At 65.3% G+C, this 23,967-nt stretch carries 19 protein-coding genes and 1 pseudogene; 12 read left to right on the plus strand and 8 right to left on the minus strand.

The window, feature by feature from the left end; genetic code table 11:
* A pseudogene (locus BLX42_RS19850) lies at positions 1–217 on the minus strand (3-(3-hydroxy-phenyl)propionate transporter MhpT); the annotation flags it as partial.
* Between the two features lie 36 nt (positions 218–253).
* Positions 254–1,645: an alginate export family protein gene (locus BLX42_RS19855; RefSeq protein ID WP_161872450.1), complete on the minus strand. Its 1,392-nt coding sequence runs from the start codon at positions 1,643–1,645 to the stop codon at positions 254–256.
* Between the two features lie 248 nt (positions 1,646–1,893).
* Between BLX42_RS19855 and BLX42_RS19860 the strand changes: the two genes are divergently transcribed.
* Entirely contained in the window at positions 1,894–3,564 is a 1,671-nt protein-coding gene (locus tag BLX42_RS19860; protein ID WP_161872451.1) for an arylsulfatase, read from the plus strand.
* The gene (locus BLX42_RS19865) at positions 3,561–4,571 is read left to right on the plus strand and encodes a formylglycine-generating enzyme family protein (RefSeq protein ID WP_161872452.1); all 1,011 of its coding nucleotides are present in this window, start codon (positions 3,561–3,563) and stop codon (positions 4,569–4,571) included. Before BLX42_RS19860 ends, BLX42_RS19865 begins: the two co-directional genes overlap by 4 nt.
* Here the strand turns inward: BLX42_RS19865 and BLX42_RS19870 are convergent.
* From BLX42_RS19870 to BLX42_RS19890, 5 genes are all read right to left on the minus strand, one after another.
* A complete protein-coding gene (locus BLX42_RS19870) occupies positions 4,552–6,291 on the minus strand; it encodes an acyl-CoA dehydrogenase (protein WP_161872453.1) in 1,740 nt (579 codons plus the stop codon). The two genes, BLX42_RS19865 and BLX42_RS19870, sit on opposite strands and share 20 nt — an antisense overlap.
* Positions 6,292–6,305: 14 nt before the next feature.
* Entirely contained in the window at positions 6,306–7,547 is a 1,242-nt protein-coding gene (locus BLX42_RS19875; RefSeq protein WP_161872454.1) for a thiolase family protein, read from the minus strand.
* Entirely contained in the window at positions 7,544–9,427 is a 1,884-nt protein-coding gene (locus BLX42_RS19880) for a feruloyl-CoA synthase (protein WP_161872455.1), read from the minus strand. Before BLX42_RS19880 ends, BLX42_RS19875 begins: the two co-directional genes overlap by 4 nt.
* Before the next feature lie 76 nt (positions 9,428–9,503).
* Entirely contained in the window at positions 9,504–10,952 is a 1,449-nt protein-coding gene (locus BLX42_RS19885) for an aldehyde dehydrogenase (RefSeq protein ID WP_012313937.1), read from the minus strand.
* 75 nt (positions 10,953–11,027) lie between these two features.
* Positions 11,028–11,858 carry a p-hydroxycinnamoyl CoA hydratase/lyase gene (locus BLX42_RS19890; RefSeq protein WP_046785643.1) on the minus strand — a complete coding sequence of 277 codons (831 nt, stop codon included), beginning with the start codon at positions 11,856–11,858 and terminating at the stop codon, positions 11,028–11,030.
* 199 nt (positions 11,859–12,057) lie between these two features.
* On the opposite strand from BLX42_RS19890, the gene BLX42_RS19895 reads away from it, so the two are divergent.
* The 3 genes from BLX42_RS19895 to BLX42_RS19905 all read left to right on the plus strand — a co-directional run bounded on the left by BLX42_RS19895 (position 12,058) and on the right by BLX42_RS19905 (position 14,707).
* A complete protein-coding gene (locus BLX42_RS19895) occupies positions 12,058–12,528 on the plus strand; it encodes a MarR family winged helix-turn-helix transcriptional regulator (RefSeq protein ID WP_046785644.1) in 471 nt (156 codons plus the stop codon).
* A gap of 148 nt (positions 12,529–12,676) precedes the next feature.
* On the plus strand, positions 12,677–13,744 hold the full coding sequence (locus tag BLX42_RS19900) for an aromatic ring-hydroxylating dioxygenase subunit alpha (protein ID WP_161872456.1): 1,068 nt from the start codon (positions 12,677–12,679) through the stop codon (positions 13,742–13,744).
* Positions 13,745–13,756: 12 nt separating this feature from the next.
* Entirely contained in the window at positions 13,757–14,707 is a 951-nt protein-coding gene (locus BLX42_RS19905) for a PDR/VanB family oxidoreductase (protein WP_115275203.1), read from the plus strand.
* Between the two features lie 6 nt (positions 14,708–14,713).
* On the opposite strand, the gene BLX42_RS19910 is transcribed toward BLX42_RS19905, so the two are convergent.
* Complete coding sequence (locus BLX42_RS19910) at positions 14,714–15,427, minus strand: GntR family transcriptional regulator (RefSeq protein WP_161872457.1); 714 nt, start codon at positions 15,425–15,427, stop codon at positions 14,714–14,716.
* A gap of 122 nt (positions 15,428–15,549) precedes the next feature.
* On the opposite strand from BLX42_RS19910, the gene BLX42_RS19915 reads away from it, so the two are divergent.
* The 7 genes from BLX42_RS19915 (at position 15,550) to xylB (ending at position 23,926) form a co-directional block, all read left to right on the plus strand.
* Positions 15,550–16,455: an AraC family transcriptional regulator gene (locus tag BLX42_RS19915; RefSeq protein ID WP_161872458.1), complete on the plus strand. Its 906-nt coding sequence runs from the start codon at positions 15,550–15,552 to the stop codon at positions 16,453–16,455.
* A gap of 142 nt (positions 16,456–16,597) precedes the next feature.
* On the plus strand, positions 16,598–17,908 hold the full coding sequence (locus BLX42_RS19920; protein WP_115275206.1) for a sugar ABC transporter substrate-binding protein: 1,311 nt from the start codon (positions 16,598–16,600) through the stop codon (positions 17,906–17,908).
* A gap of 80 nt (positions 17,909–17,988) precedes the next feature.
* On the plus strand, positions 17,989–18,912 hold the full coding sequence (locus BLX42_RS19925; protein WP_046785650.1) for a carbohydrate ABC transporter permease: 924 nt from the start codon (positions 17,989–17,991) through the stop codon (positions 18,910–18,912).
* Positions 18,913–18,922: 10 nt separating this feature from the next.
* The gene (locus BLX42_RS19930; protein WP_161872459.1) at positions 18,923–19,756 is read left to right on the plus strand and encodes a carbohydrate ABC transporter permease; all 834 of its coding nucleotides are present in this window, start codon (positions 18,923–18,925) and stop codon (positions 19,754–19,756) included.
* A gap of 64 nt (positions 19,757–19,820) precedes the next feature.
* Positions 19,821–20,933, plus strand: coding sequence for an ABC transporter ATP-binding protein (locus BLX42_RS19935; RefSeq protein WP_161872460.1), 1,113 nt, complete (start codon positions 19,821–19,823; stop codon positions 20,931–20,933).
* A gap of 11 nt (positions 20,934–20,944) precedes the next feature.
* Complete coding sequence (locus tag BLX42_RS19940) at positions 20,945–22,420, plus strand: mannitol dehydrogenase family protein (protein ID WP_046785652.1); 1,476 nt, start codon at positions 20,945–20,947, stop codon at positions 22,418–22,420.
* A 15-nt stretch (positions 22,421–22,435) separates the two neighbouring features.
* Positions 22,436–23,926, plus strand: a complete 1,491-nt coding sequence (gene xylB / locus BLX42_RS19945; RefSeq protein ID WP_161872461.1) for a xylulokinase — start codon at positions 22,436–22,438, stop codon at positions 23,924–23,926.
* Positions 23,927–23,967 lie beyond the last annotated feature (41 nt).

Here is a 23,967-nt window from a genome sequence, read left to right on the forward strand (position 1 = left end):
CGGCAAGCCAACCGCCGATGAATGCACCGGGCAGCAACCCCAGCAGCCCTGCACTGAACACCCAGCCAAGCATCGCCGGCGTCAGCGCGAACGCCTTGGCCATGTGCGGTGCGGCGATGCCGGTAGCCTGAAGGTCGAGGCCTTCGAGCAATGCCACGAGAAAACACAGGCCGATGGTAAGCACCGGCTTGCTTGAAGAAGGGGATGAATCACGCATGGGTAAGCCCTTTTGTTGTTATGCGTTGGGTTAGGATCAAAGCCTGAACGTGGCACGTAACGAGATGAACGAAGAATCTTCCCCTCCGGCGTCCTTGATGGCGGAACTGACGTCGTAGTACTTCAGGTCGACGTCCAGGGTCAGGTTGGGTGTTGCCAGCCAACGGGTGTTGGCACGGTAGATGGTGCCCACATGGCGCCCGGTACCACGGGTATTGGCCAGCAGGCTCATGCCAGGCATGTACACACCGTCTTCTGCACGCTGCTTCCACACTTCGAAGACGCCCGGTTCGAAGCGCAAGGTACGCCAGGGTGAAAAGCCGAACGTCGGCCCCACCACGATGATGTTGCTCAAGGTGGTCAGGCTGGCCTCGCCATAAACGCCGTTGCGCGGGAACAGCGGGTCGAAGGTGTTGACCTTGCCATCGCCCAGCTCGCGGTCACCGCTGGCGGCGTCGATGCGCATGCCCAGCCGGGGCTGCCAGGCATGCGCGAAGGTGTAGCCGGTATCGCTGGACAGCGCCCAGGCACGGATCGAGGCATTGCCCAGGTGCCCGGTCTGCCCGGCCAGGTTCCAGCTCCAGTCCAGCGCCTGCTGGCGGCCAAACAGCCGCGTGCCGAAGGTATAGCGTTGCTCGTCGCCCGCTTCACCGGCCAGGCTGCGGTCATCGGTTTCAAGGCCGAAGGCGAACAGGTCGATGTTCCAGGCCGCCGTCAGCGGGAAGGTGCCATACAGGCCATAGAATTTCACTGCGTTGTTGCTGCCATCGTCCCAGCTATCCTCGCCGGTCTTGAGCGGCCGAAACGCGAAGGCGTCGAGCTTGCGGCCGTCCTTGAGGTTGAGGCTGGCGCGCACGCCGTCGAAGCTCAGGCGGATGTTGGGCGAGTCCCGGTAGGTGACCCAAGCCTGGTCACCAAGCCCCATCTCCTGGCGGCCGATGCGGGTGGTGTAACGCCCCTGGGCAAAATCATGGTTGAAATCGACGAAGGCCTGGCGCACTTCATTGCGGCTTTCATCATTTGGGGAGTACAGGTCCTTGCCGAAAGCCCGGGTGTTCTCCACCTGGACGAAGGTGCGCACAGCATCATCGAACAGATGCAGGTCGGCGTGCGCCTGCAAGCGCTGCATCAAATAAGAGTCGTCGTTCAACCCGCGCAAGCCAAAAAAAGGCTTGTTGAATACATCGGCCCGGTAACGGGCTTCGGCCCCCAGCTGCAGCCAGGCCGACTCGGACAAGCGATGGTAGCGCACCCCATCGAACGGGTCGCTGGCCTTGGCCGGGGCATCCAGGAACCGATAGTCCTCAACCCAGCGAGGCGCACCGGGCCGGCCTGGCCGGCTCTGTTCAAGCGGACTGGCCGCCTGCACGCATTGGCCTATCGAAAGCAGTACAACGGGCACCCACCACCGGTTCAACGGCCTGGTCATCAGAATTTCCCTTTACTTGTTTTTATGAAATTGGATAACTCTGTTAACGATTATTTTTGTTAACCATCTTGTCGTCAATAGGGCGAGTGAAACTACCTGATATCAGGCAGATCCAGCGTTCGTTTATCGAACGTTTTTTTCGCAGGTGCCTGCGCAGCCGCACAAATGGCCGTTAACATGGACGTTGCGGGCTCTCTACCTTGCGGGAACGCCGCCACGACTCTAATCAAAACAAAAAGAGCATCCTCATGAACTGCCTCAAACCTCTTGCCGCTCTCGGCTTGCTCATGCTCGGCGCAAGCCAGGCCCTGGCCTCGCCAACCGTTAAACAACCAAACATTCTGCTGATCGTCGCCGATGACCTCGGCTTCTCGGACCTGTCGGCCCTGGGCAGCGAAATCCAGACGCCCAACCTGGACAAACTGCTGACCGACGGCCGCCTGATGCTGGACTTCCATGCCGCGCCAAGCTGCTCCCCTACCCGCGCCATGCTGATGTCTGGCAACGACCCGCACTTGGCCGGGCTGGGCATGATGGCCGAAGCACGCAAGCGCTTGCCGGCCGGCGCTCAGGTGCGCGCCGGTTACGAAGGGGTCCTGGGCAGCAATGTCGCCACCCTGGCAGAACTGCTGCACGATGCTGGCTACCGCACCTACATCTCCGGCAAATGGCACCTGGGCATGCAGCCCGCGCAGCAGCCCCAGAGCCGTGGTTTCGACCAGGCCTACGTGCTGCTCGAAGGGGGCGCCGCGCATTTCAAGCAGGCCAACATGGCGCTGCAGCCCAACTACAGCTCGACCTTCCGCCACAATGGCGAGCCCATCGAACTGCCCGACGACTTCTACTCCACGACCTGGTTCACCGACCGCCTCATCGCCGCCATCGACGACGGCAAGGCCAGCAACAAACCCTTCTTTGCCTTTGCCGCCTACACCGCGCCGCACTGGCCCTTGCAGGCACCGGATGAATACCTGGCGCAATACCGCGGCCGCTACGACCAAGGTTATGAGGTGATTGCCCGCGAGCGCCTGGCGCGTCAGCGCAAGGCCGGGCTGGTGCCAGCGGACTTCCCGCTGGAGCCGCAACTGGAGGGCGTACCGGGCTGGGCATCGCTGACAAAACAGCAGCAACAGCAATCGGCGCGCACCATGGAGGTCTACGCGGCCATGGTGGCGGCCCTGGATGCCGAGGTCGGGCGCCTGGTCGATCACCTGCGCAAAACCGGTGAACTGGACAACACGCTGGTGCTGTTCATGTCCGACAACGGGCCGGAAAATGCCACCCGCGTCGACCCCAACTGGATCAAGGAAAACTTCGATACCCGCCTGGCCAACTACGGGCGGCGTGATTCGTTCCTGATGATCGGCTCGGCCTGGGCCCAGGTCAGCGCCCTGCCCAGCCGCCGCTACAAGATGACCACCTACCAGGGCGGCATCCGCGTGCCCGCCTTCGTTTACCACCCGGCCACCATCAAGGCCGGACGCAGCGATGAGCTGGCCAGTGTCCGGGACATCATGCCGACGCTGCTGCAACTGGCCGGCGCGCCGATGCCCGGCATCAACTACCGCGACCGCGCCATCGTTCCGCCGCAGGGCACCTCGGCACTGGACTACCTGCAAGGCAAGGACACCCGGATCCACGCCCATGACGAGGCCCTGGGCTGGGAAATCAACGGCAGCGCCTCGTTGCGCAAAGGGCCGATGAAACTGCTGTGGGATGCTACCGATGGCACCCCGGCCTGGCACCTGTACGACCTGAGCAACGACCCTGGCGAGCACCATGACATCGCAGCCGCACACCCCCGGCAAGTGAGCGACCTGCTGCGCGACTGGAAGGCCTATGCCCAACGCAGCAATATCGCCATCGACGCTGACGGGCGCCCGGCAAGCCCCGCCCTGCCCCTGGCCAGCAAGCCATGATTGCGCGGGTAGCCGGTTGCGCGTTGGTCGCCGCCGGCTTACTCGCCGTGGCCTACGGCGCCTGGCCACAAGCCCCGGCGCCGGTACTGCTGTGCGAGGGCTACAGCGGCTTGCCCGCCAGGCACGATGGCATGGTGCACGTGCCGGGCGGCGCGTTCACCTTCGGTTCCGACCGTTTCTACGATGAAGAAGGCCCGCCACACGCGGCAAAGGTGTCGGGCTTCTGGGTCGACAGGCACCCGGTCACCAACGCCCAGTTCGCCCGGTTCGTGGCAGTTACCGGTTACCTTACCCAGGCTGAACGGGGCATCAGCGCCGAGGTGGACCCCACCCTGCCCGACACGCTGCGCGTGCCGGGCGCAATGGTGTTCCAGCAGGGGCCGAAGGTGCTCAACCCGGGCTGGCAGTTTGTGCCAGGGGCCAGCTGGCGCCACCCGCAGGGCCCTGGCAGTGACCTGGCAGGGCTTGAAAACCACCCGGTGGTGCAAGTGACACTGGAAGATGCACAAGCCTACGCGCGCTGGGCTGGCCGTGCCCTGCCCAGCGAAGCGCAACTGGAATACGCCATGCGTGGCGGGCTGGAAGATGCCGACTTCAGTTGGGGCAAGACTGAGCTGCCCAAGGGCAAGCTGATGGCCAATACCTGGCAGGGCCAGTTCCCCTACAACAACACGGCCGCTGACGGCTTCACCGGCACCTCACCGGTAGGCTGCTTCCCGGCCAACCGGTTCGGCGTGTTCGATGCGGGGGGCAATGTCTGGGAGCTGACCCGCACGGGTTATCGCCCGGGCCACGATGCGCAACGCGACGCGGCCTTGGACCCGCCCGGCCCCGCCTTGAGCGAAAGCTACGACCCCGCCGAGCCGGGCATACCGGTGGCGGTGATCAAAGGCGGCTCGCACCTGTGCTCGGCAGACCTGTGCATGCGTTACCGGCCCTCGGCGCGCCAGCCTCAGCCGGCCTTTATCGCGACCTCGCACGTGGGGTTCAGAACGGTTCGCCAATGAACGGCAATGGGCAGGCGGCCGCCTCGATGGCTGCCACCTGCCGGTCGAAGTCTGGCAGCAGATAGTTGAAAAAGAAGGTGGCGCTTTCGTGCTTCTCGCGCCGTAGCGGCGCTTCGGCCGGCAACGCCTCGAGGCAGCGAACGGTGCGGGCCCAGGCAAAAGCCTGCAGTGCCGTGGCGCACAACTGCAGGAACGCCCCGGCCGCGCGGTAGGGGTATTCCGGGCCGTGCGCAGCACTGCGCTCGACCTCGGCAACCACCCCTTGCAACCGGTCGCAGACCGTACCGAGCGCCTCGGCAGCGCCGCCCTGGCCGGCCCCGGCCTCGGCACGCAGCTCGCCCAGCAGCAGCGCAAAGCCTTCACCACTATCGCCCAGCACTTTGCGCAACAACAGGTCGTTGGCCTGAATTTCGTTGGTGCCTTCGTAGATCATCGCAATCCGGCTGTCGCGCAGCACCTGCTCGATGGGGAATTCGCAGGTGTAGCCATAGCCGCCAAACACCTGCAGCGCTTTGCTCGACAGGCTGAAACCGTAGTCGGTGAACGCCGCCTTGATGATCGGCGTCAGCAACGCCGCCAGTGTTGACGCTTTGGCACGCAGCGCAGGGTCATCAGAGGCGTCGGCCACATCCAGCCAGTGCGCCGTCCAGTAACCCAAGGTGCGCATGCCTTCGGTACGCACCCGCAATTCCAGTAACGTCAGGCGCATGGCGGGGTGCAGGTGGATGGGGTCGGCAGCGGCGCCCGGCGAATGGCCGGGTGCGCGCATCTGGCGACGCTCCAGCGCGTAGTCACGGGCCAGTTGCCAAGCCGCTTCGGCGTGCCCCAACCCTTGCAGGCCGACATGCAACCTGGCGGAATTCATCATCACGAACATGGCCGCCAGGCCACCGTGCGCCTGCCCCACCAGCCAGCCCTTGGCCCCCTCGAAGCGCAGCGCACAGGTGGCGCTGCCGCGAATGCCCATTTTGTGCTCCAGGCCATCGCACTGCACCCCGTTGCCCACACCGCCCTCCAACCCGTTGGGCACCAGCAGCAATGACAGCCCACGGCTGCCTGCCGGTGCATCGGGCAAACGCGCCAGCACCAGGTGCAGGATGTCGCGGGTCAGGTCGTGGTCGCCCCCGGAAATGAACAGCTTGTTGCCGGTGACCGCGTAGCTGCCGTCGCCCAGCGGTTCGGCACGGCAGCGCAGCAAGGCAAGGTCACTGCCGGCCTGCGGCTCGGTCAGGCACATGGTGGGCAGGCTTGCGCCGCTGACGATGCCGGGCAGGTAACGCGCCTGCAATTGGTCGCTGCCATGGGCCTTCAGGCACAGGTAGGCGCCATGGGCGATGCCGGTGTACATGGCCCAGCCATGGTTGCTGGCAAAGAGCATCTCCTGAACCGCCGCATCCAGCACCAACGGCAAGCCCTGGCCGCCGAACCGGGGCTCACAGGCCAGCGCCGGCCAGCCGCCGTCCACGTAGGCGCGATAGGCCGCCGCAAAGCCGTCCGGTGTGTGCACCCTGCCCTGCTCCAGGCGGCAGCCCTGGCGGTCGCCCGGTGCATTCAACGGCGCCAGTACCTGTTCGCTGAAGCGGGCAGCCTCCTGCAGCACCTGCAGGGCCAGTTCGAGATCGACGTCGGCGTAGGCTGGCAGGTGCTGCCACTCCTGTTCGGCCCTCAGCCAATGCTCCAGCACGAATTGCATGTCCTGCAGGGGAGCCTTCCAAGCCATGGGAGTCCTCGGATTCAAGCCGCGAAGTGGGGGTTTTCGATCAGCACCGCCATGCCTTGGCCGCCGCCGATGCAGGCCGCAGCGATGCCATAACGCAGGTTGCCCTGGCGCAACTGACGGGCCAGGGTGTGCACCAGGCGCAGGCCGGTGGCAGCCAAGGGGTGGCCCAGGGCGATGGCGCCGCCATGCACGTTGAGTTTTTCCACATCCAGTTGCAGCGCTTGGGTCACTGCCAGTACCTGGGCGGCTTGCGCTTCGTTGATTTCGAAGCGGTCGATCTGCTCCAGGCGCAGGCCACTGCGTTCGAGCAGCAAGGCAATGGCCGGGGCCGGCCCAATGCCCATGGTGCTGGGGGGCACGCCCACGGCCGTGGCCATCAGCAAGCGCGCCAACGGTGGTTGGGTGCACGTGGAAAAACGCGTCACCAACGCCGCCGCCGCGCCATCGACCACTGCACAACTGTTCCCGGCGGTTTGCACGCCACCGGCGTGCACCGCACGCAGGCGGGCCAGCGCTGTGGCATCGGTCGGCCGCGGGTGGCTGTCGTGGCTGACGTGGGCCACGCCGCGTGGCAGTTCGATGCCACGTGGCAGGCAGCCTTCAGCACTGAAAGCCTCTGCCGTGACCTCGACGATTTCCTCGTCGAACCAGCCCTGCTGCTGGGCTTGCAGCGCACGCTGATGGCTGCGCAACGCCCAGGCGTCCACCACCTCTCGGCTCAGGCCGTACGCGCGTGCCAGGTTTTCTGCAGTACCGATCATGTCCACCCCGGCAGCCGGGTCGTACAACGCCTCCCAGAGAAAATCCTTGAACCCTACCGGCGCGCCAAGGCGAAAGCCGCCACGGTGTTCATACGCCGCGATCGGGTTGCGCGACATCGACTCGGCGCCAACGCACAGCACCTGCTGCACACCACTGCGCAACTGCTCCCCGGCCTGGCGCAGCAGCTCGAGGCCGGTGCCGCAGATGCGCTGCACGGCCAGTGCCGGAACAGCCTGCGGCACACCGCAGTACAGCCCGACGTGGCGCGGCAGCAGGTACGCATCGAAACTGGCCTGGGCCATGCTGCCGGCCAGCACGCTGTCCACCGCCTGCGGGCTGATGCCGGCACGCGCCAGCACCGCCCGCCCGGCCTTGATGCCCAGGTCGATCGGTGAAACCGCGGCGAGCGCACCGCCGAGGTCGACCCACGGCGTGCGCACCATCTGCACGATGGCCACATCGTCGAACGCAGTGCACAGCCCGGCGCTGCTCACGGGCGCGCCTGCGCGGGCAGCACGGTTGGGTCTTCGCCACGGTACAGCGCCTCTACCTTGTCAGCCCGGCGCTGCAACACCGCACGCTGGTTGATCGAGCCTTTGTCGGTGATCTCCCCGGCGTCGATCGATGGCGGCTCTACCAGCAGTGACAACCATTCGATCCGGCTGGCGTTGCCCTGGGCATCACGGTTCAGGCGCTCCAGCCAAGCGGCGAACCAGCTGCGCACCGCATCGCTGCCGAGCACTTCGGCATCGCTAGCCGCAGCCGGTAGCCCGGCTAGTTGCCGGCATTCGGGCAGACGCGGGAACACCAGGATGCCCAGGCATTCGCGGTCCGGCGCAGCCACCACGATGTCCTGCACATAGGGTGAGCCTTCGAGCACCGCACGGTTACGCAGCGGCCCGACACTGACGAACACCCCCGACGACAACTTGAAGTCTTCGGCAATACGCCCATCGAACATCAGGCCCTGTTCGGGCTGCTGCGCATCGGCGAGCTTCAAGGCATCGCCCGAGCAGTAAAAGCCTTCGTCATCGAACGCCTCGGCCGTTTGCTGCGGCGAACGCCAGTAGCCGGGCATGATGTGCGGGCCGCGAAAGCGTGCCTCCAGCTTGCCGTCCAGCGGCACCAGCTTCACTTCGCACCCCGGTGCCGGCAAGCCCACATAGCCTGCCAGCGACAATGGCCCGGTGGTGAACGTGCAGGATGGCGCCGCTTCGGTCATGCCCAGGCCAGCCATCATGCGGATACGCTCGCCACAGTGCTGCTCGGCAATGCGGTCCAGGCGGTCCCACACGCTTTGTGAAAGCCCGGCGGCGGCGAAGAAGAACAGCTTCATGCGGGCGAAGAACACTTCACGCAACTGTGCGTCCTGCTCCAGTGCCTTGACCAGTTCTTCCCAGCCCTTGGGCACGGTCAGGTAAGCCGTAGGGGAAATCTCGCGCAGGTTGCGCAAGGTTTCGCCGAAGCCTTGCGGGGTGGGCTTGCCGGCGTCCAGGTAGAAGCTGCCGCCGTTGTACAGCACGATGCCCAGGTTGTGGCTGCCGCCGAAGGTGTGGTTCCACGGCAGCCAGTCCACCAGCACCGGCGGTTCTTCAGCGAACACCGGGAAGGTCTGCAACAGCATCTGCTGGTTGGCGCACAGCATGCGTTGGGTGGTGACGACCGCCTTGGGCAGCTTGGTGGAGCCGGAGGTGAAGAGGAACTTGGCGATGGTGTCGGGCCCGGTAGCGGCAAACGCCGCATCGGCTGGCGCAAGGTCGCCCGGCTGCAGCAGGCTGTCGAAGCTCAGGTGCCGGCGGCCGGCGGCCTGGCCGCGCACGCTCACCACCGCCACCGATGGGTCCAGCACGGCGTCGAAGGCACGCTGGAACGGCTGGGTGTCGGTGGCGAACACCAACCCCGGCGTCAGTACCTCGCACACATGCCGCAGCTTGGCAAAGTCCTGGGACAGTAGTGCGTAGGCCGGCGACACCGGGCAATACGGGATGCCGGCGTACATGGCGCCCAAGGCGATCTGCAGGTGCTCGATATCGTTGCCGGAAAAAAGCGCCAGCGGCCGCTCGGCGCTCAGGCCAAAGCCCAGCAGGTTGGCGGCGATGGTACGTACCTGCACGAGCATCTGCGCGTAGGTGATTGTGCGCCAGGCACCGTCGGGCTGGCGCGCAGCAATGAAGGTGGTGTCCGGGCGCTGTGCGGCCCAGTGCAGCAGCCGGTCAAGCAGGCGCGCCGGCAGCGGCGCCAGGGGCTCGACGGCCTGCATGCGCAGGATGCCGTCGGCCTCGCTGAACTGCACCTGGGGATGCCCGATGGACACCTGCCGGTAGCGCGGGCTTTGACCAGGGGCGGTCGCCCCTGTGCGGGCTTGGTTATTCACGCAGGTTGCTCCTTGTTATTGTTGTACAGCCTGCCGCCGCCCGGCGGTGCGGGCGGCGGCCGATGGTGCGCGTTGCCTAGATGGGGTAATGCCTGGGGCCGTGCTGGAGGGTGACCCAGCGCAGCTGGGTGAATTGATCGATGGCGGTGCGGCTGCCGAAGCTGCCGTAGCCGCTGGCCTTGACCCCACCGAAGGGCATCTGCGCCTCGTCATGCACGGTCGGGCCGTTGATGTGGCAGATACCCGACTCCACACGCTGGGCCAAGGCCAGCGCACGGCTGGTGTCGCGGCTGAAGATGGCCGACGACAAACCGAACTCGGAGTCGTTGGCCAGCGTCAGCAAGGCTTCATCGCCCTCGGCGCGCAGCACCACTGCCACCGGCCCGAAGGACTCTTCGTGGTACAGGCGCATGCTTGCGTCGACGTTGTCCAACAGGGTGGGCTGCAAAATGCTGCCGTCCAGCTGGCCGCCGCACACCAGGCGTGCGCCCTTGGCCACGGCATCGTCGATCAGCGCCTTGATGCGCTCGCCGGCCGCACCGCTGACCAGCGAACCGAGCACCGACGTGCTGGCCTGTGGGTCACCTGCGCGCAGCCCGCCGACCTTGGCCGCCAGCTTGTCGACGAAGGTGTCGGCGATGCGGTTGTCGACCACCAGGCGCTCGGTGGACATGCAGATCTGGCCCTGGTTGAAGTAGGCCCCAAACGCTGCAGCTTCGACGGCGGCGTCCAGGTCGGCGTCATCGAGCACCAACAGCGGCGCCTTGCCGCCCAGTTCGAGCAAGGCAGGTTTCAGGTGCCGTGCAGCCAGCTCGCCGACAATGCGCCCCACTTGGGTGGAGCCGGTGAAATTCACGCGGCGCACCGCAGGGTTGGCGATCAGCCGCTCGACGATGGCGGGCGCATCGGCAGGGTCATTGCTGATCACATTGACCACGCCTTCGCCCAAGCCTGCATCGTGGAGCACCTGGCCGATCAGCCGGTGCACCGCCGGGCTGACCTCGGAGGCCTTGAGCACTACGGTGTTGCCACAGGCCAGCGGCATGGCGATGGCCCGCGTGGCGAGGATCACCGGGGCGTTCCACGGCGCGATGCCCAGCACCACACCGCAAGGGGCGCGCAGGGCCATGGCAAAGCTGCCGGGCACATCCGAGGGGATGACCTCACCGGTAATCTGCGTGGTCATGGCCGCAGCTTCGCGCAACATGTTGGCGGCCAGCTTCACGTTGAAGCCATACCAGTTGGCCATGGCCCCGGTTTCGCCGGCCGCGGCGATGAACTCGGCAGCACGCGCCTGCAACAGGTCGGCGCCGGCCAGCAAGCGGCTGCGCCGCTCACCGGGCGCCAGCGCGGCCCAGGCCGGGAACGCTGCGCTGGCGGCGGCCACCGCAGCATCGGCATCGGCCAGCGTGGCGGCAGCGGCTTGCGACACCACCTCACCGGTGACCGGGTTGCAGCGCTGGAAGGTTCGTCCATCGCTGGCGGGGCGCGACTGCCCGCCAATCAGCAAAGGCACCTGCAACATGCTCATCCCTCTTGTTGTGGTTGTAGAGAAATATCCGCAGGCTGTGGCCAGTGGCGGCACAGCCCGCCCCGGCCCTCAGCGTTTGTAAGCCTGCAGGCCCGGCTTGATGGACTTGTCGTCGAGGAACTGCTTCATGCCCTGCTCGCGACCGCCCTCGGTGTCCAGCAGGCGGGACTGGTCGAGTTTGGCGTAGAGGTAGTCTTCGTTCTGCTCCCAGGTCAGTTCGCGGCAGCGCTTGAAGCCGTTCTTGGCTGCACGCAGCACCACCGGGTTCTTCTCCAGCAGGTTCAGCGCCAGCTCGCGGGTCGTCTCGCGCAGCTGGGCCAGCGGCACGCTCTCGTTGACCAGGCCCATCTCGGCGGCTTTGGCACCGCCGAAGGTCTTGCCAGTCATGATGTAGTACAGCGACTGGCGATGGCCAACGGTATCGGCCATCGCCTTGCTGACCAGGTTGCCGGGCGGGATGCCCCAGTTGATTTCCGACAGGCCGAAGGTGGCCTCGTCGGCGCAGATGGCCAGGTCGCAGGCCACCAGCGGGCTGAAACCGCCGCCGAAGCACCAGCCGTTGACCATGGCGATGGTCGGCTTGGCGTACATGCGCAGCAGCTTCCATTGCCATTGCGAGGCTTCACGGCGGATTTTTTCCTGAAGGATTTCGGGGCCGGCGTCGACCTCGCGGAAGTATTCCTTGAGGTCCATACCTGCAGTCCACGACTCACCGGCCCCGGTCAGCACCAGCACGCCGGCGTCGGCGTCCTGCTCCAGGGTTTCCAGCACGTCGACCATTTCCCGGTTCAGGGTGGGGCTCATGGCATTGCGTTTTTCCGGGCGGTTGAGGGTTACCCAGGCGATGCCCGACTCCAGTTCGACCTTCACGGTGGTCCAGCGGCCTTCGTATTTGCTCATGGTTCTGCACTCTTGTTGTTCGAGGTGGTGACCATAAAACTAATCCGGCAAATTAGTTATGTCAATTAACTATTATGAAAATTATCTTTGCCTTCCAGCCGGTTGAGAAGCTTTTTAGCCTGAGCTTCACTAGCCGGATTGAGCCAGCGCAGGCAAACTGGGTAACTTTCTTACTCATGACACAGGAGCATGCAATCCGATGGCAAGGTCTGCCCGAACCGACGACACCGCTTCCCTGCCCACGCCCCCTGGCGACACGGTCCTTGAGGACCTGCTCGGTTACGCGTTGCGCCGCGCCCAGCTGAAGCTGTTCCAGCACCTGATCAGCCGGCTGGCGGCCTACGACCTGCGCCCGGCGCAGTTCTCTGCGCTGGCGATCATCGAGCAGAACCCTGGCCTGATGCAGGCGGACCTGGCGCGTGCCTTGGCGATCGAGCCGCCGCAGGTGGTGCCGCTGCTGAACAAACTGGAAGAGCGTGCGCTGGCCGTGCGTGTGCGGTGCAAGCCGGACAAGCGCTCTTACGGGATTTTCTTGAGCAAGTCGGGCGAAGCGATGCTCAAGGAGCTCAAACAGATCGCCAGCGACAGCGATCGGGAGGCTACTGGCAGCCTTGAAGAAGCCGAGCGCACGGAGCTGCTGCGGCTGCTGACGAAAATTTACAAGGAATAGGGCCATTCATCCGCAAACCATTAAATGGATCCATTAGACGCACGATAATCGCAAGGCCTCCAATTTTTGTTGGGATATACCATTGACCAGCCTTTCAGATCAGGTCTTAATGGATCCATTAGATAACAACAACAATCGGAGGTCCTCCATGTACCCGAAAAATACCTGGTACGTCGCCTGCACCCCTGACGAAATCGCCGAGAAGCCCTTGGGCCGGCAGATTTGCGGGGAAAAGATCGTGTTTTACCGCGCCAACGAAAACCGCGTCGCCGCCGTAGAAGACTTTTGCCCGCACCGCGGCGCGCCCTTGTCGCTGGGCTTTGTCGAAAACGGCAACCTGGTGTGCGGCTACCACGGGCTGGTCATGGGCTGTGATGGCAAGACCGTCGCCATGCCGGGCCAACGGGTGCGGGGTTTCCCCTGCAACAAAGCCTTCGCCGTGGTCGAGCGCCATGGCTTCATCTGGGTCTGGCCCGGTGACCAAACCCAGGCTGACCCCGCCCTGATCCCGCAGCTGCCGTGGGCGGCCAGCGACGAATGGGCCTATGGCGGCGGGTTGTTCCACATCGGTTGCGATTACCGCCTGATGATCGACAACCTCATGGACCTCACCCATGAAACCTATGTGCACGCCTCCAGCATCGGCCAGAAGGAAATCGACGAGGCGCCCCCGGCCACCACGGTGAGCGGCGACGAAGTGGTCACCGCCCGGCACATGGAAAACATAATGCCCCCGCCCTTCTGGCGCATGGCCCTGCGCGGCAACGGCCTGGCCGATGACGTGCCGGTGGACCGCTGGCAGATCTGCCGCTTCACCCCGCCCAGCCATGTACTGATCGAGGTGGGCGTGGCCCATGCCGGCCACGGCGGCTACCACGCCCCGACCGAGCACAAGGCCTCGAGCATCGTGGTCGATTTCATCACCCCCGAGAGCGACACCTCGATCTGGTACTTCTGGGGCATGGCGCGCAATTTTGCCGCCCACGATCAGGCCCTGACCGCGAGCATCCGCGAAGGCCAGGGCAAGATTTTCAGCGAAGACCTGGAAATGCTCGAACGCCAGCAGCAGAACCTGCTCGCCTACCCCGAGCGCAACCTGCTCAAGCTCAACATCGACGCCGGCGGCGTGCAGGCGCGCAAGGTGCTGGAGCGGCTTATCGCCAAAGAGCACGCGCCCCAACCGCACGTGATCGCCACCCACACCACCCCCGCCTGAGGAGCCCGCGCCATGATCGATGCCGTAGTGGTATCCCGCAACGACGAAGCCCAGGGCATCTGCAGCTTCGAGCTGGCGGCCGCCGATGGCAGCCCACTGCCGCCCTTCAGCGCCGGCGCGCACATCGATGTGCACCTGCCGGACGGGTTGGTGCGCCAGTATTCCCTGTGCAACCACCCCGCAGAACGCCACCGCTACCTGATCGGCGTGCTCAACGACCCCGCCTCACGCGGCGGTTCGCGCAGCCTTCACGAGCAGGTGCAGGCTGGCCACCGCCTGCGCATCAGCGCCCCACGCAACCTGTTCCCGCTGGCCCAGGGCGCCCGGCGCAGCCTGCTGTTCGCCGGTGGCATCGGCATCACGCCCCTGCTGTGCATGGCGGAGCAACTGGCCTGCAACGGCGACGATTTCGAATTGCACTACTGTGCACGCTCCAGCGACCGCGCAGCCTTTGTCGAGCGCCTGCGCGCCGCACCCTTCGCTGACCGCCTGTTCGTACATTTTGACGAGCAGCCGGAGACCGCCCTGGACATCGCCCAAGTGCTGGGCAGCCCGCAGGGCGATGTGCACCTTTACGTGTGCGGGCCTGGCGGCTTCATGCAGCACGTGCTGGACACTGCCAAGCAGCTGGGGTGGCAGCAGGCCAACCTGCACCGTGAGTACTTCGCCGCAGCGCCGGTTGCAAACAGCGACGACGGCAGCTTCTCGGTGCAGGTAGGCAGCACCGGCCAAGTGTTCGAGGTGCCGGCCGACCAGAGCGTGGTGCAGGTGCTGGAACGCCACGGCATCGAGATCGCCGTCTCCTGTGAACAGGGTATATGCGGCACCTGCCTGACGCGTGTGCTGCAGGGCACGCCAGAGCACCGCGACCTGTTCCTCACCGAGCAGGAACAGGCCCTGAACGACCAGTTCACGCCGTGCTGTTCGCGGGCGAAGACGCCCCTGCTGGTACTGGACCTGTAAAACGCCTCAGGACGGGGGCAGGATCACCTTCATGCCCTCGTCCGCCGTGGCCGCGCCAAAGGTTTCGGCATAGCGCAACGTGGCATTGGCATGTTCGCGCATGATCGCCTCGGCGCGGGCACCCTGGCCGTGGGTGAGCGCATCGAACACCGCATGGTGCTGCATGTGCGCGAAGTTGAAGCGCCGGAATTCACGGGCAAGGTCGTGACGGTCCACCGCCAGCGCAGTGACCGAAGCGAACGGCAAGTGGTCGTTGCGCGCCAGGGCATCGGCGATGGCCGGGTTGTGGCTGGCCTCGACGATCACCTGGTGAAAGCGCATGTTCAGGTCGTGATAGGCGTGCAAGTCTTCTTCGGTCACATACCCCTTGTTGAACAACAGGTCGCCTTCGACCAGGCAGCGCTGCAGCGCCTCGCGCGCCGCGGGCAGCAGGCCGCGCTCAGCGGCCTGGCGGGCAGCCAGGCCTTCGAGCACACCGCGTACCTCCACAGCACCGGCAATGTCGTCGGCGCTGACCGAACGCACCTGGAAGCCACGGCCGCCGCAACGCACCAGCAGGCCCTCCTGCTCCAGGGTTCGAAACGCCATGCGTACGGGCATGCGTGAGACGCCGAAACGTTCGGCGGTAGGCACTTCCATCAGCCGCGCGCCAGCCGCCAGTTCGCCCGAGGCGATCATCTTGCGCAACGCGATCAGCACCATTTGACCGGGCTTGCTCATCCAGGGAGGTTCCAGAGACAGAAGCGCCAATCATACCGCAAGCGCGGGCGCGCTTGGCGGCCTGTGACACCTGCCCTGTTCAGGCTACGATGGTACTTCGTCCTTCGGAGCCCAGCAGCGCCATGCCCAGAACGAGCAAAGTCACCGACCCGTCCTACGAGTTGATGGACGATCACGAGGGCGACTCTCTGATCTACCGCCAGCATGGCTTTCCCAGCCCGCTGGTGCGCTGGCATTTCCACAAGGAATACGAACTGCACCTGATCGTGGCCAGCACCGGCAAAGTGTTCATCGGCGACTACATCGGCAGCTTCGCGCCGAACACGCTTTTCCTCACAGGGCCCAACCTGCCGCACAACTGGATCAGCCAGGCCGGCCCCGGGGAGGTATTCAGCCAGCGCGACATGCTGGTCAATTTCACGGACGAGGTTCTGCACAGCGGCAGCCGGGCATTTTCTGAACTGCACCAGCTCAGCCCGTTGCTGGCCCGCGCACACTACGGCATCGAGTTCCGTGACCCCGCGCTGATCGCCGAGAGCCGCCGATTGTTGCAACGCATCGCGCACAGCCGCGGCATGACCCGCCTTGGATACTTTTTTATCCTCATGGAGCAGCTGGCCGGCTGCGAGGACTACCAGTTGTTGTCCACGGTCACCTCCTCGCACCTGGCTGACGAGCACAACGTCGAGCGCATCAACCGGGCGGTGAACTACATCTTCCAGCACTACGCTCAGGACTTGACCCAGAACGAAGTGGCCGAGCACCTGGGCATGACCCCCACCTACTTCTCACGCTTCTTCAAACAGGCGGCAGGGCGGGGTTTTGTCGAGTTCGTCAACCGCCTGCGGGTCAGCAAGGCCTGCGAACTGCTGGCCAAAAGCGACCTGCCGGTGACCGGGGTGTGCTTCGAATCAGGCTTCAGCAACCTGTCCAATTTCAACCGGCGCTTTCAACAGCTCAAAGGCATGACCCCCTCCGACTATCGCAGCCTGGTGATCCAGCGGCTGACCGAGCAGAACCATCACTGAGCGCAACAACTGCAAAAAAGTATCAGCCAGCGTGCAGCCCAAGCTTTGTCGGCAGCGCCACGCGGGGGTGTAATCAGCGCCAGCGACACAAAAATAATAATGTCTTCCGTGCCGTCAGCCGGCCCGGTAAGGGAGTTCATAGATGAACGACGCGATCAAGGCCTGCCTGGCCGCTGCCTGCCTCAGCCTGCCGCTAATGGCCCAGGGCGCCGAAACGCTGACCATCGCCACGGTCAACAACAACGACATGATCCGCATGCAGCGCCTGGCCAAGGTGTTCGAAGAGCAGCACCCGGACATCAGGCTCAAGTGGGTCGTGCTTGAAGAAAACGTGCTGCGCCAGCGCCTGACTACCGACATCGCCACCCAGGGCGGGCAGTTCGACGTACTGACCATCGGCATGTACGAAGCCGCACTGTGGGGCGCCAAAGGCTGGCTGGAGCCGATGAAGGACCTGCCGGCCGATTACAACCTCGACGACGTGTTCCCGTCTGTGCGCAATGGCTTGTCGGCCAACGGTACGCTGTACGCCCTGCCCTTCTACGCCGAAGCCTCGATCACCTACTACCGCAAAGACCTGTTCCAGAACGCTGGGCTGAGCATGCCCGAGCAACCGACCTGGACCCAGCTGGGTGAATTTGCCGCCAAACTCCACCACCCCGACCAGGGCCAGTACGGCATCTGCCTGCGCGGCAAGGCCGGCTGGGGCGAGAACATGGCGCTGATCGGCACCGTGGCCAATGCCTTTGGCGCACGCTGGTTCAACGAACAGTGGCAGCCGGAATTCACCGGCAGCGCGTGGAAGAACGCGCTGAACTTCTACGTCGACACCTTGAAGCAGTACGGCCCGCCAGGCGCGTCGAGCAACGGCTTCAACGAGAACCTGGCACTGTTCAACAGCGGCAAGTGCGCGATGTGGGTCGATGCCAGCGTTGCCGGCTCGTTCGTCACCGACAAGACCCAGAGCAAGGTCGCCGACCAGGTCGGCTTCACCTTTGCGCCAAAAGAGGTCACCGACAAGGGCGCCTCGTGGCTGTATTCCTGGGCGCTGGCCATCCCCAGCAGCTCCAAGGCCAAGGACGCGGCGAAGGCCTTCAGCACCTGGGCCACGTCTGAAGCCTACGGCAAACTGGTGGCCGACAAGGAAGGCGTGGCCAACGTGCCACCAGGCACCCGCGCCTCTACCTACAGCGACGCCTACCTGGCCGCAGCGCCGTTCGCCAAGGTGACGCTGGAGTCGCTCAAGCGCGTTGACCCCAACCACCCCACGCTCAAGCCCGTGCCGTACGTGGGTATTCAGTTGGTGACCATCCCCGAGTTCCAGGCCATTGGGACGCAGGTCGGCAAGCTGTTCTCCGCCGCCCTGACCGGGCAGATGAAGGTCGACCAGGTGCTTGCCGCCGCCCAGCAGTCCACCGAACGCGAGATGAAGCGCGCCGGTTATCCCAAGTAGCCCACCCGTGGCCTGAGCCGCGCCAACGCCTGGCGCGGTGACGGCTGCCGTCCGCCCTTTTCGCTGCACACGGAGTCGCCATGGACACTTCGGCCCTCGATACCCCGACCCTCGCCACCGCACGCCCCGGCAAACGCCGCGTCGGCCCGGGCTGGTTCCTGGTCAGCCCTTCGGTGGCGCTGCTGCTGTTGTGGATGGTCGTACCTTTGGGCATGACCCTGTATTTTTCGCTTATCCGCTACAACCTGCTGTACCCGGGCGAAAATGCATACGTAGGCCTGGAGAACTTCGCGTACTTCGTCACCGACCCAGGCTTCATGCCCGGCGCCCTGAACACCCTGACCCTGGTCGGCAGCGTGCTGGCGATCAGCGTGGTGTTCGGCGTGCTCATCGCGGCGCTGCTGGAGGCCGGCGAGTTCTGGGGGCGCGGCGTGGTGCGGGTGCTGCTGATTTCACCGTTCTTCATCATGCCCACGGTCAGCGCGCTGCTGTGGAAGAACCTGATATTGCACCCGGTGTCGGGCATCCTCGCGGCCGTGTGGCGGCTGTTCGGCGCGCAGCCGGTGGACTGGCTGGCGCACTACCCGCTGCTGTCGATCATCCTGATCGTCTCCTGGCAGTGGCTACCGTTCGCCATCCTGATCCTGATGACCGCCATGCAGTCGCAGGACCTGGAACAGAAAGAAGCCGCGCGCCTGGATGGCGCCGGGCCGCTGGCGATCTTCTGGCACCTGACCCTGCCGCATCTGGCCCGCCCGATTGCCGTGGTGGTGATGATCGAGACCATCTTCCTGCTGTCGGTGTTCGCCGAAATCTTCACCACCACCAGCGGAGGCCCGGGCTATGCGTCCACCAACCTCGCCTACCTGATCTACAACCAGGCGCTGCTGCAGTTCGACGTCGGCATGGCCTCGGCCGGCGGCCTGATCGCCGTGCTGATCGCCAACATCGCCGCCATCGTGCTGATACGGATGATCGGCAAGAACCTGACAGAGCGCCGCTGAGGAGCCCGCCATGCTGCCACTCAAGCAAACCCGCCGCCTGCGCGACGCATTGATCGGCCTGCTGTGCTGGGGCATCGCCCTGGTGATCTTCTTCCCGATCCTCTGGATGCTGCTGACCAGCTTCAAGACCGAGCTCGACGCCTTCGCCACACCGCCACAGTTCATCTTCGCGCCAACGCTGGAAAACTACCTGCACATCAACGAGCGCAGCGACTACTTCGCCTACGCCTGGAATTCGGTGCTGATCGCCTTCTCGGCGACCGCGCTGTGCATGCTTGTCGCAGTGCCGGCGGCCTACTCCATGGCCTTTTTCGAAACCCGCCATACCAAGCGCACGCTGCTGTGGATGCTGTCGACCAAGATGCTGCCGCCGGTGGGCGTGCTGATGCCGATCTACCTGCTGGCCAAACAGTTCGGCCTGCTCGACTCGCGCCTGGCGCTGATCATCGTCTACACCCTGATCAACCTGCCGATCGTGGTGTGGATGGTGTACACCTACTTCAAGGACATCCCGGTGGACATCCTTGAAGCCGCGCGCCTGGACGGTGCCGGCACCTGGCAGGAAATCGTCCGAGTGTTGCTGCCGATCGCCCGCGGCGGGCTGGCCTCGACCGTGCTGCTGTCGTTGATCCTGTGCTGGAACGAGGCGTTCTGGTCGCTCAACCTGACCTCTTCGGCTGCCGCCCCACTGACCGCGCTGGTGGCTTCCTACTCAAGCCCGGAGGGGCTGTTCTGGGCCAAGCTCTCGGCCGTCTCGACCCTGGCCTGCGCGCCCATCCTGATTTTCGGCTGGATCAGCCAGAAGCAGCTGGTGCGCGGCCTTTCGTTCGGCGCCGTTAAATGAACCGGCTCCCCCACGACACCTGCTCAATCACCCCTATTGCGGGCTGCCGCAGAGGACATTCGCCATGGCTGACCTGAAGATCCGCAACCTGCACAAAGGCTTCGATGGCCACGCCATCATCAAGGGCATCGACCTGGAGGTGCGCGACCGTGAGTTCGTGGTGTTCGTCGGCCCGTCCGGGTGTGGCAAGTCGACACTGCTGCGGCTGATCGCCGGCCTTGAGGAGGTCAGCGGCGGCCACATTACCCTGGACGGCGTCGACATCACTGACACCGCCCCGGCCAAACGCGACCTGGCCATGGTGTTCCAGACCTACGCGCTCTACCCGCACATGACCGTACGCAAGAACCTGTCGTTCGCCCTGGACCTGGCCGGCGTGGACAAGCGTGAGGTGCAGGCCAAAGTCGACAACGCCGCGCGCATCCTCGAACTGCAACCGCTGCTTGAACGCAAACCCCGCCAACTGTCTGGTGGCCAGCGCCAGCGGGTGGCGATCGGCCGGGCGATCGTGCGCAACCCAAAGATTTTCCTGTTCGACGAGCCGCTGTCGAACCTTGACGCCGCCCTGCGCGTGCAGATGCGCCTGGAGCTTGCGCGCCTGCACAAGGAGCTGGCTGCGACCATGATCTACGTGACCCACGACCAGGTCGAAGCGATGACCCTGGCCGACAAGGTGGTGGTGCTCAACGGCGGGCGCATCGAGCAGGTCGGCTCGCCGCTTGAGCTGTACCACCACCCGGCCAACCTGTTCGTCGCAGGCTTTCTAGGCACCCCGAAAATGGGCTTTTTGCGCGGCCACGTGAGCCACAGCCAGGGCACATCGTGCGAGGTCACCCTTGAATGCGGCGCCCGTGTCAGCCTGGCACTGTGCACAGACGGCCTGCCCGCTGGCAGCCCCGTGACGCTGGGCATCCGCCCGGAGCACCTGAACATCGCCAGCGCCGGGCACGGCACACCCGGCTTGCTGCAGGTTACCGCCGACGTCAGTGAGCGCCTGGGCAGTGACAGCTACTGCCATGTACGTGCCGGCTCCGGGGAAATGCTCACCGTACGGGTGCGCGGCGACTTTGCGCCGGCCTTCGGCGAGCCCCTGGAACTGGCCTTCGACCCAGGCCACTGCCACCTGTTCGACAGCAACGGCCAAGCCCTGGACAAACGCCTGCAGCAAGCGGCCTGAGGACGTACACGATGAAACTCGACCCGCACCACCTCGACCTGCTGGCGCCCACGGTCGCCCGCCCTTCCTACGCGCCCTCGCAGCTGCGCCAGGGCATTGTGCACATTGGCGTAGGTGGGTTTCACCGTGCCCATCAGGCGGCCTACACCGACGCCCTGATGAACCGCGGCGAAGGCCTGGACTGGGCCATCTGCGGCGCCGGCCTGCGCAGCGAAGACCGCGCCATGCGCGACGCCCTGGCGGCGCAGGGCTACCTGTACACCCTGTTCGTGCTGGACGACCGACCCGACACCGAAGTGCGGGTGATCGGTGCCCTCAATGACATGCTCTTGGCCGAGGACGATGCCCAAGCGCTGCTGGCCAAACTGGCCGAGCCCGGCGTCCGCATCGTCTCGCTGACCATCACCGAAGGTGGCTACTGCATCGACGACAGCACCGGCGAGTTTCGCGCCGACCTGGCGCAGGTCCGGCACGATCTGGCCAACCCGCAGGCCCCGCAAGGCGTGTTCGGCTTTCTCTGCGAAGCCCTGCGGCGGCGCCGCGAGGCCGGCGTGGGGCCGTTCACGGTGATGTCCTGCGACAACCTTCCGCACAATGGCGCGGTCGCGCGCAAGGCCCTGCTGGCCTTTGCCCGGCTACTCGACCCGGACCTGGCCCACTGGATAGGCGAGAACGTGAGCTTCCCCAACGCCATGGTCGATCGCATCACGCCAATGACCACCAGCGACCACCGCCAACGACTGTTCGAGCGCCACGGCGTCGAGGATGCCTGGCCGGTGGTGTGCGAGCCGTTCCTGCAGTGGGTGGTGGAAGACAAATTCGTAGCCGGGCGCCCGGCTTGGGAAAAGGTCGGTGTGCAGTTCACCGACGACGTCACGCCCTATGAAGAAATGAAAATCAAGCTGCTCAACGGCAGCCACCTGGCACTGACCTACCTGGGCTTCCTGCAGGGCTACCGCCTGGTCCACGAAACCCTTGCCGACCCACTGCTGCGCCGCTACATGCGCACGTTCATGGACCTGGACGTGACCCCGCAACTTGCCCCGGCGCCGGGCATCGACCTGGAACGCTACAAGGACAGCCTCACCGAGCGCTTCGCCAACCGCGCCATCGCCGACCAGCTGGAGCGGGTGTGCTCGGACGGCTCATCGAAGTTTCCCAAGTACATCGTCCCCACCGCCAACCAGCTGATTGCCGAGGGCCAGCCGCTGGACCGCGTGGCCCTGGTGGTAGCGGCCTGGGCCCTGTACCTGGGCGGGGTAGACGAACAGGGCAGCGCCTATGCCATCCCCGACCCACGCGCGGCCCAATGCCAGGCACGGGTGGTGCAGCGTGACGGGCTGGCTGCCCGGGTGCTGGGCGACGAAACGATATTTGGCACGGTCATCCCCGCCTCCGGTGCCTTCGTCAGCGCTTTCGAGCGCCTGTATGACAGCCTGTGTGAGGTTGGCGTGAGCGAGACGCTGCGCCGAGTGCTTGGCGACTGACCCGGAGCACACGCAATGGACGGACTGTTTCTCGGCATTGATTGCGGTACCCAGGGTACCAAGGCGCTGGTGCTGGACGCCGGCAGCGGCCGGGTGCTGGGCCTTGGTAGTGCCGCGCACGCGCCTGCACGGGGCCGCGACGGGCGCCGCGAGCAGGACCCGGCCGACTGGCTAGCCGCCCTGCACACGGCAGTCGCTGGCGCGCTGCATGAGGCCGGCGTCGATGGCCAGGCCATCCGTGCGCTGGCGGTATCCGGCCAGCAGCATGGCCTGGTGATGCTGGACGCCCAAGGCCAGGTACTGCGCCCGGCCAAGCTCTGGTGCGACACCGAAACCACGGCAGAAAACCAGGCACTGCTGAACGCGCTCGGCGGCCCGCAAGGCTCGATCGAACGCCTGGGGCTGGTGATTGCGCCGGGTTATACCGTATCCAAGCTGCTGTGGAGCAAACGGCACTTCCCCGACCTGTTCGCCCGCCTGGCCCATGTGCTGCTGCCCCACGACTACCTCAATTACTGGCTGACAGGCCGCGCCTGCAGCGAGCCGGGCGATGCGTCTGGCACCGGTTACTACAACGTGCACCACAACACCTGGGCAACCGATGTGCTGCAACACATCGAACCGGGCGAGCGCCTGCTGGCGGCACTGCCCGAGCTGCTCGCCCCCGGCGACTGCGTCGGCCCGCTGCGCGAGCAGGCCGCCGCAGGCCTGGGGCTGAACCCTCACGCCTGGGTGGCCACCGGCGGCGGCGACAACATGCTCAGCGCCATCGGTACCGGCAATATCAGCCCTGGCATGATCACCCTCAGCCTGGGCACCTCGGGTACCCTGGCAGCTTACGCCGACCATGCCCAGTTCAACCCCAAGGGTGAGGTGGCGAACTTCTGCGCCTCCAGCGGTGGCTGGCTGCCCTTGGTCTGCACGATGAACCTGACCAACGCCTGCGCGCTGGTGGGTGACCTGCTGGAGCTTGACCTCACCCGCTTCACGGCCCTCGCCGCGCAAGCGCCGCTTGGCGCCGACGGCTTGTTGATGCTGCCGTTTTTCGATGGCGAACGCGTACCGGCGCTGCCCACTGCCAGCGCCAGCCTGCATGGCATGACCAGCGCCAACCTGACCCGCGCCAACCTGTGCCGGGCCGTACTCGAAGGCACTTGCTTCAGCCTGCGCTATGGCCTGGACCTGCTGCGCGCCAGCGGCCTGCAGGGCAGCGAAATCCGCCTGGTGGGCGGGGCGGCAAAAAGCGAGCTGTGGCGCCAGGTACTGGCCAATCTGCTCGGCCTGCCAGTGGTGTGCCCGCGCCAGACCGAAGCCGCCGCGCTGGGGGCGGCAATCCAGGCTGCCTGGAGCCTTGGCCGCCAACTGGGCCACGGCGACAGCCTGCAGGCCCTGTGCGAACGCTGCGTCGAGCTGGACGAAAGCACCCGCACCCTGCCCGGCCTGGCGCAACAGGCCGCCTACGGCGTGGCCTACAGACGCTACCTGGATCACCTGCCTGTGCACTGATCGCGGTACTGTCCTTACTCTTTTCTGTTTGGGAGAACTTC

The sequence above is a fragment of the Pseudomonas sp. SG-MS2 genome (assembly GCF_009933855.1).
In the GTDB taxonomy this organism is placed as follows: Bacteria; Pseudomonadota; Gammaproteobacteria; order Pseudomonadales; family Pseudomonadaceae; genus Aquipseudomonas; species Aquipseudomonas putida_E.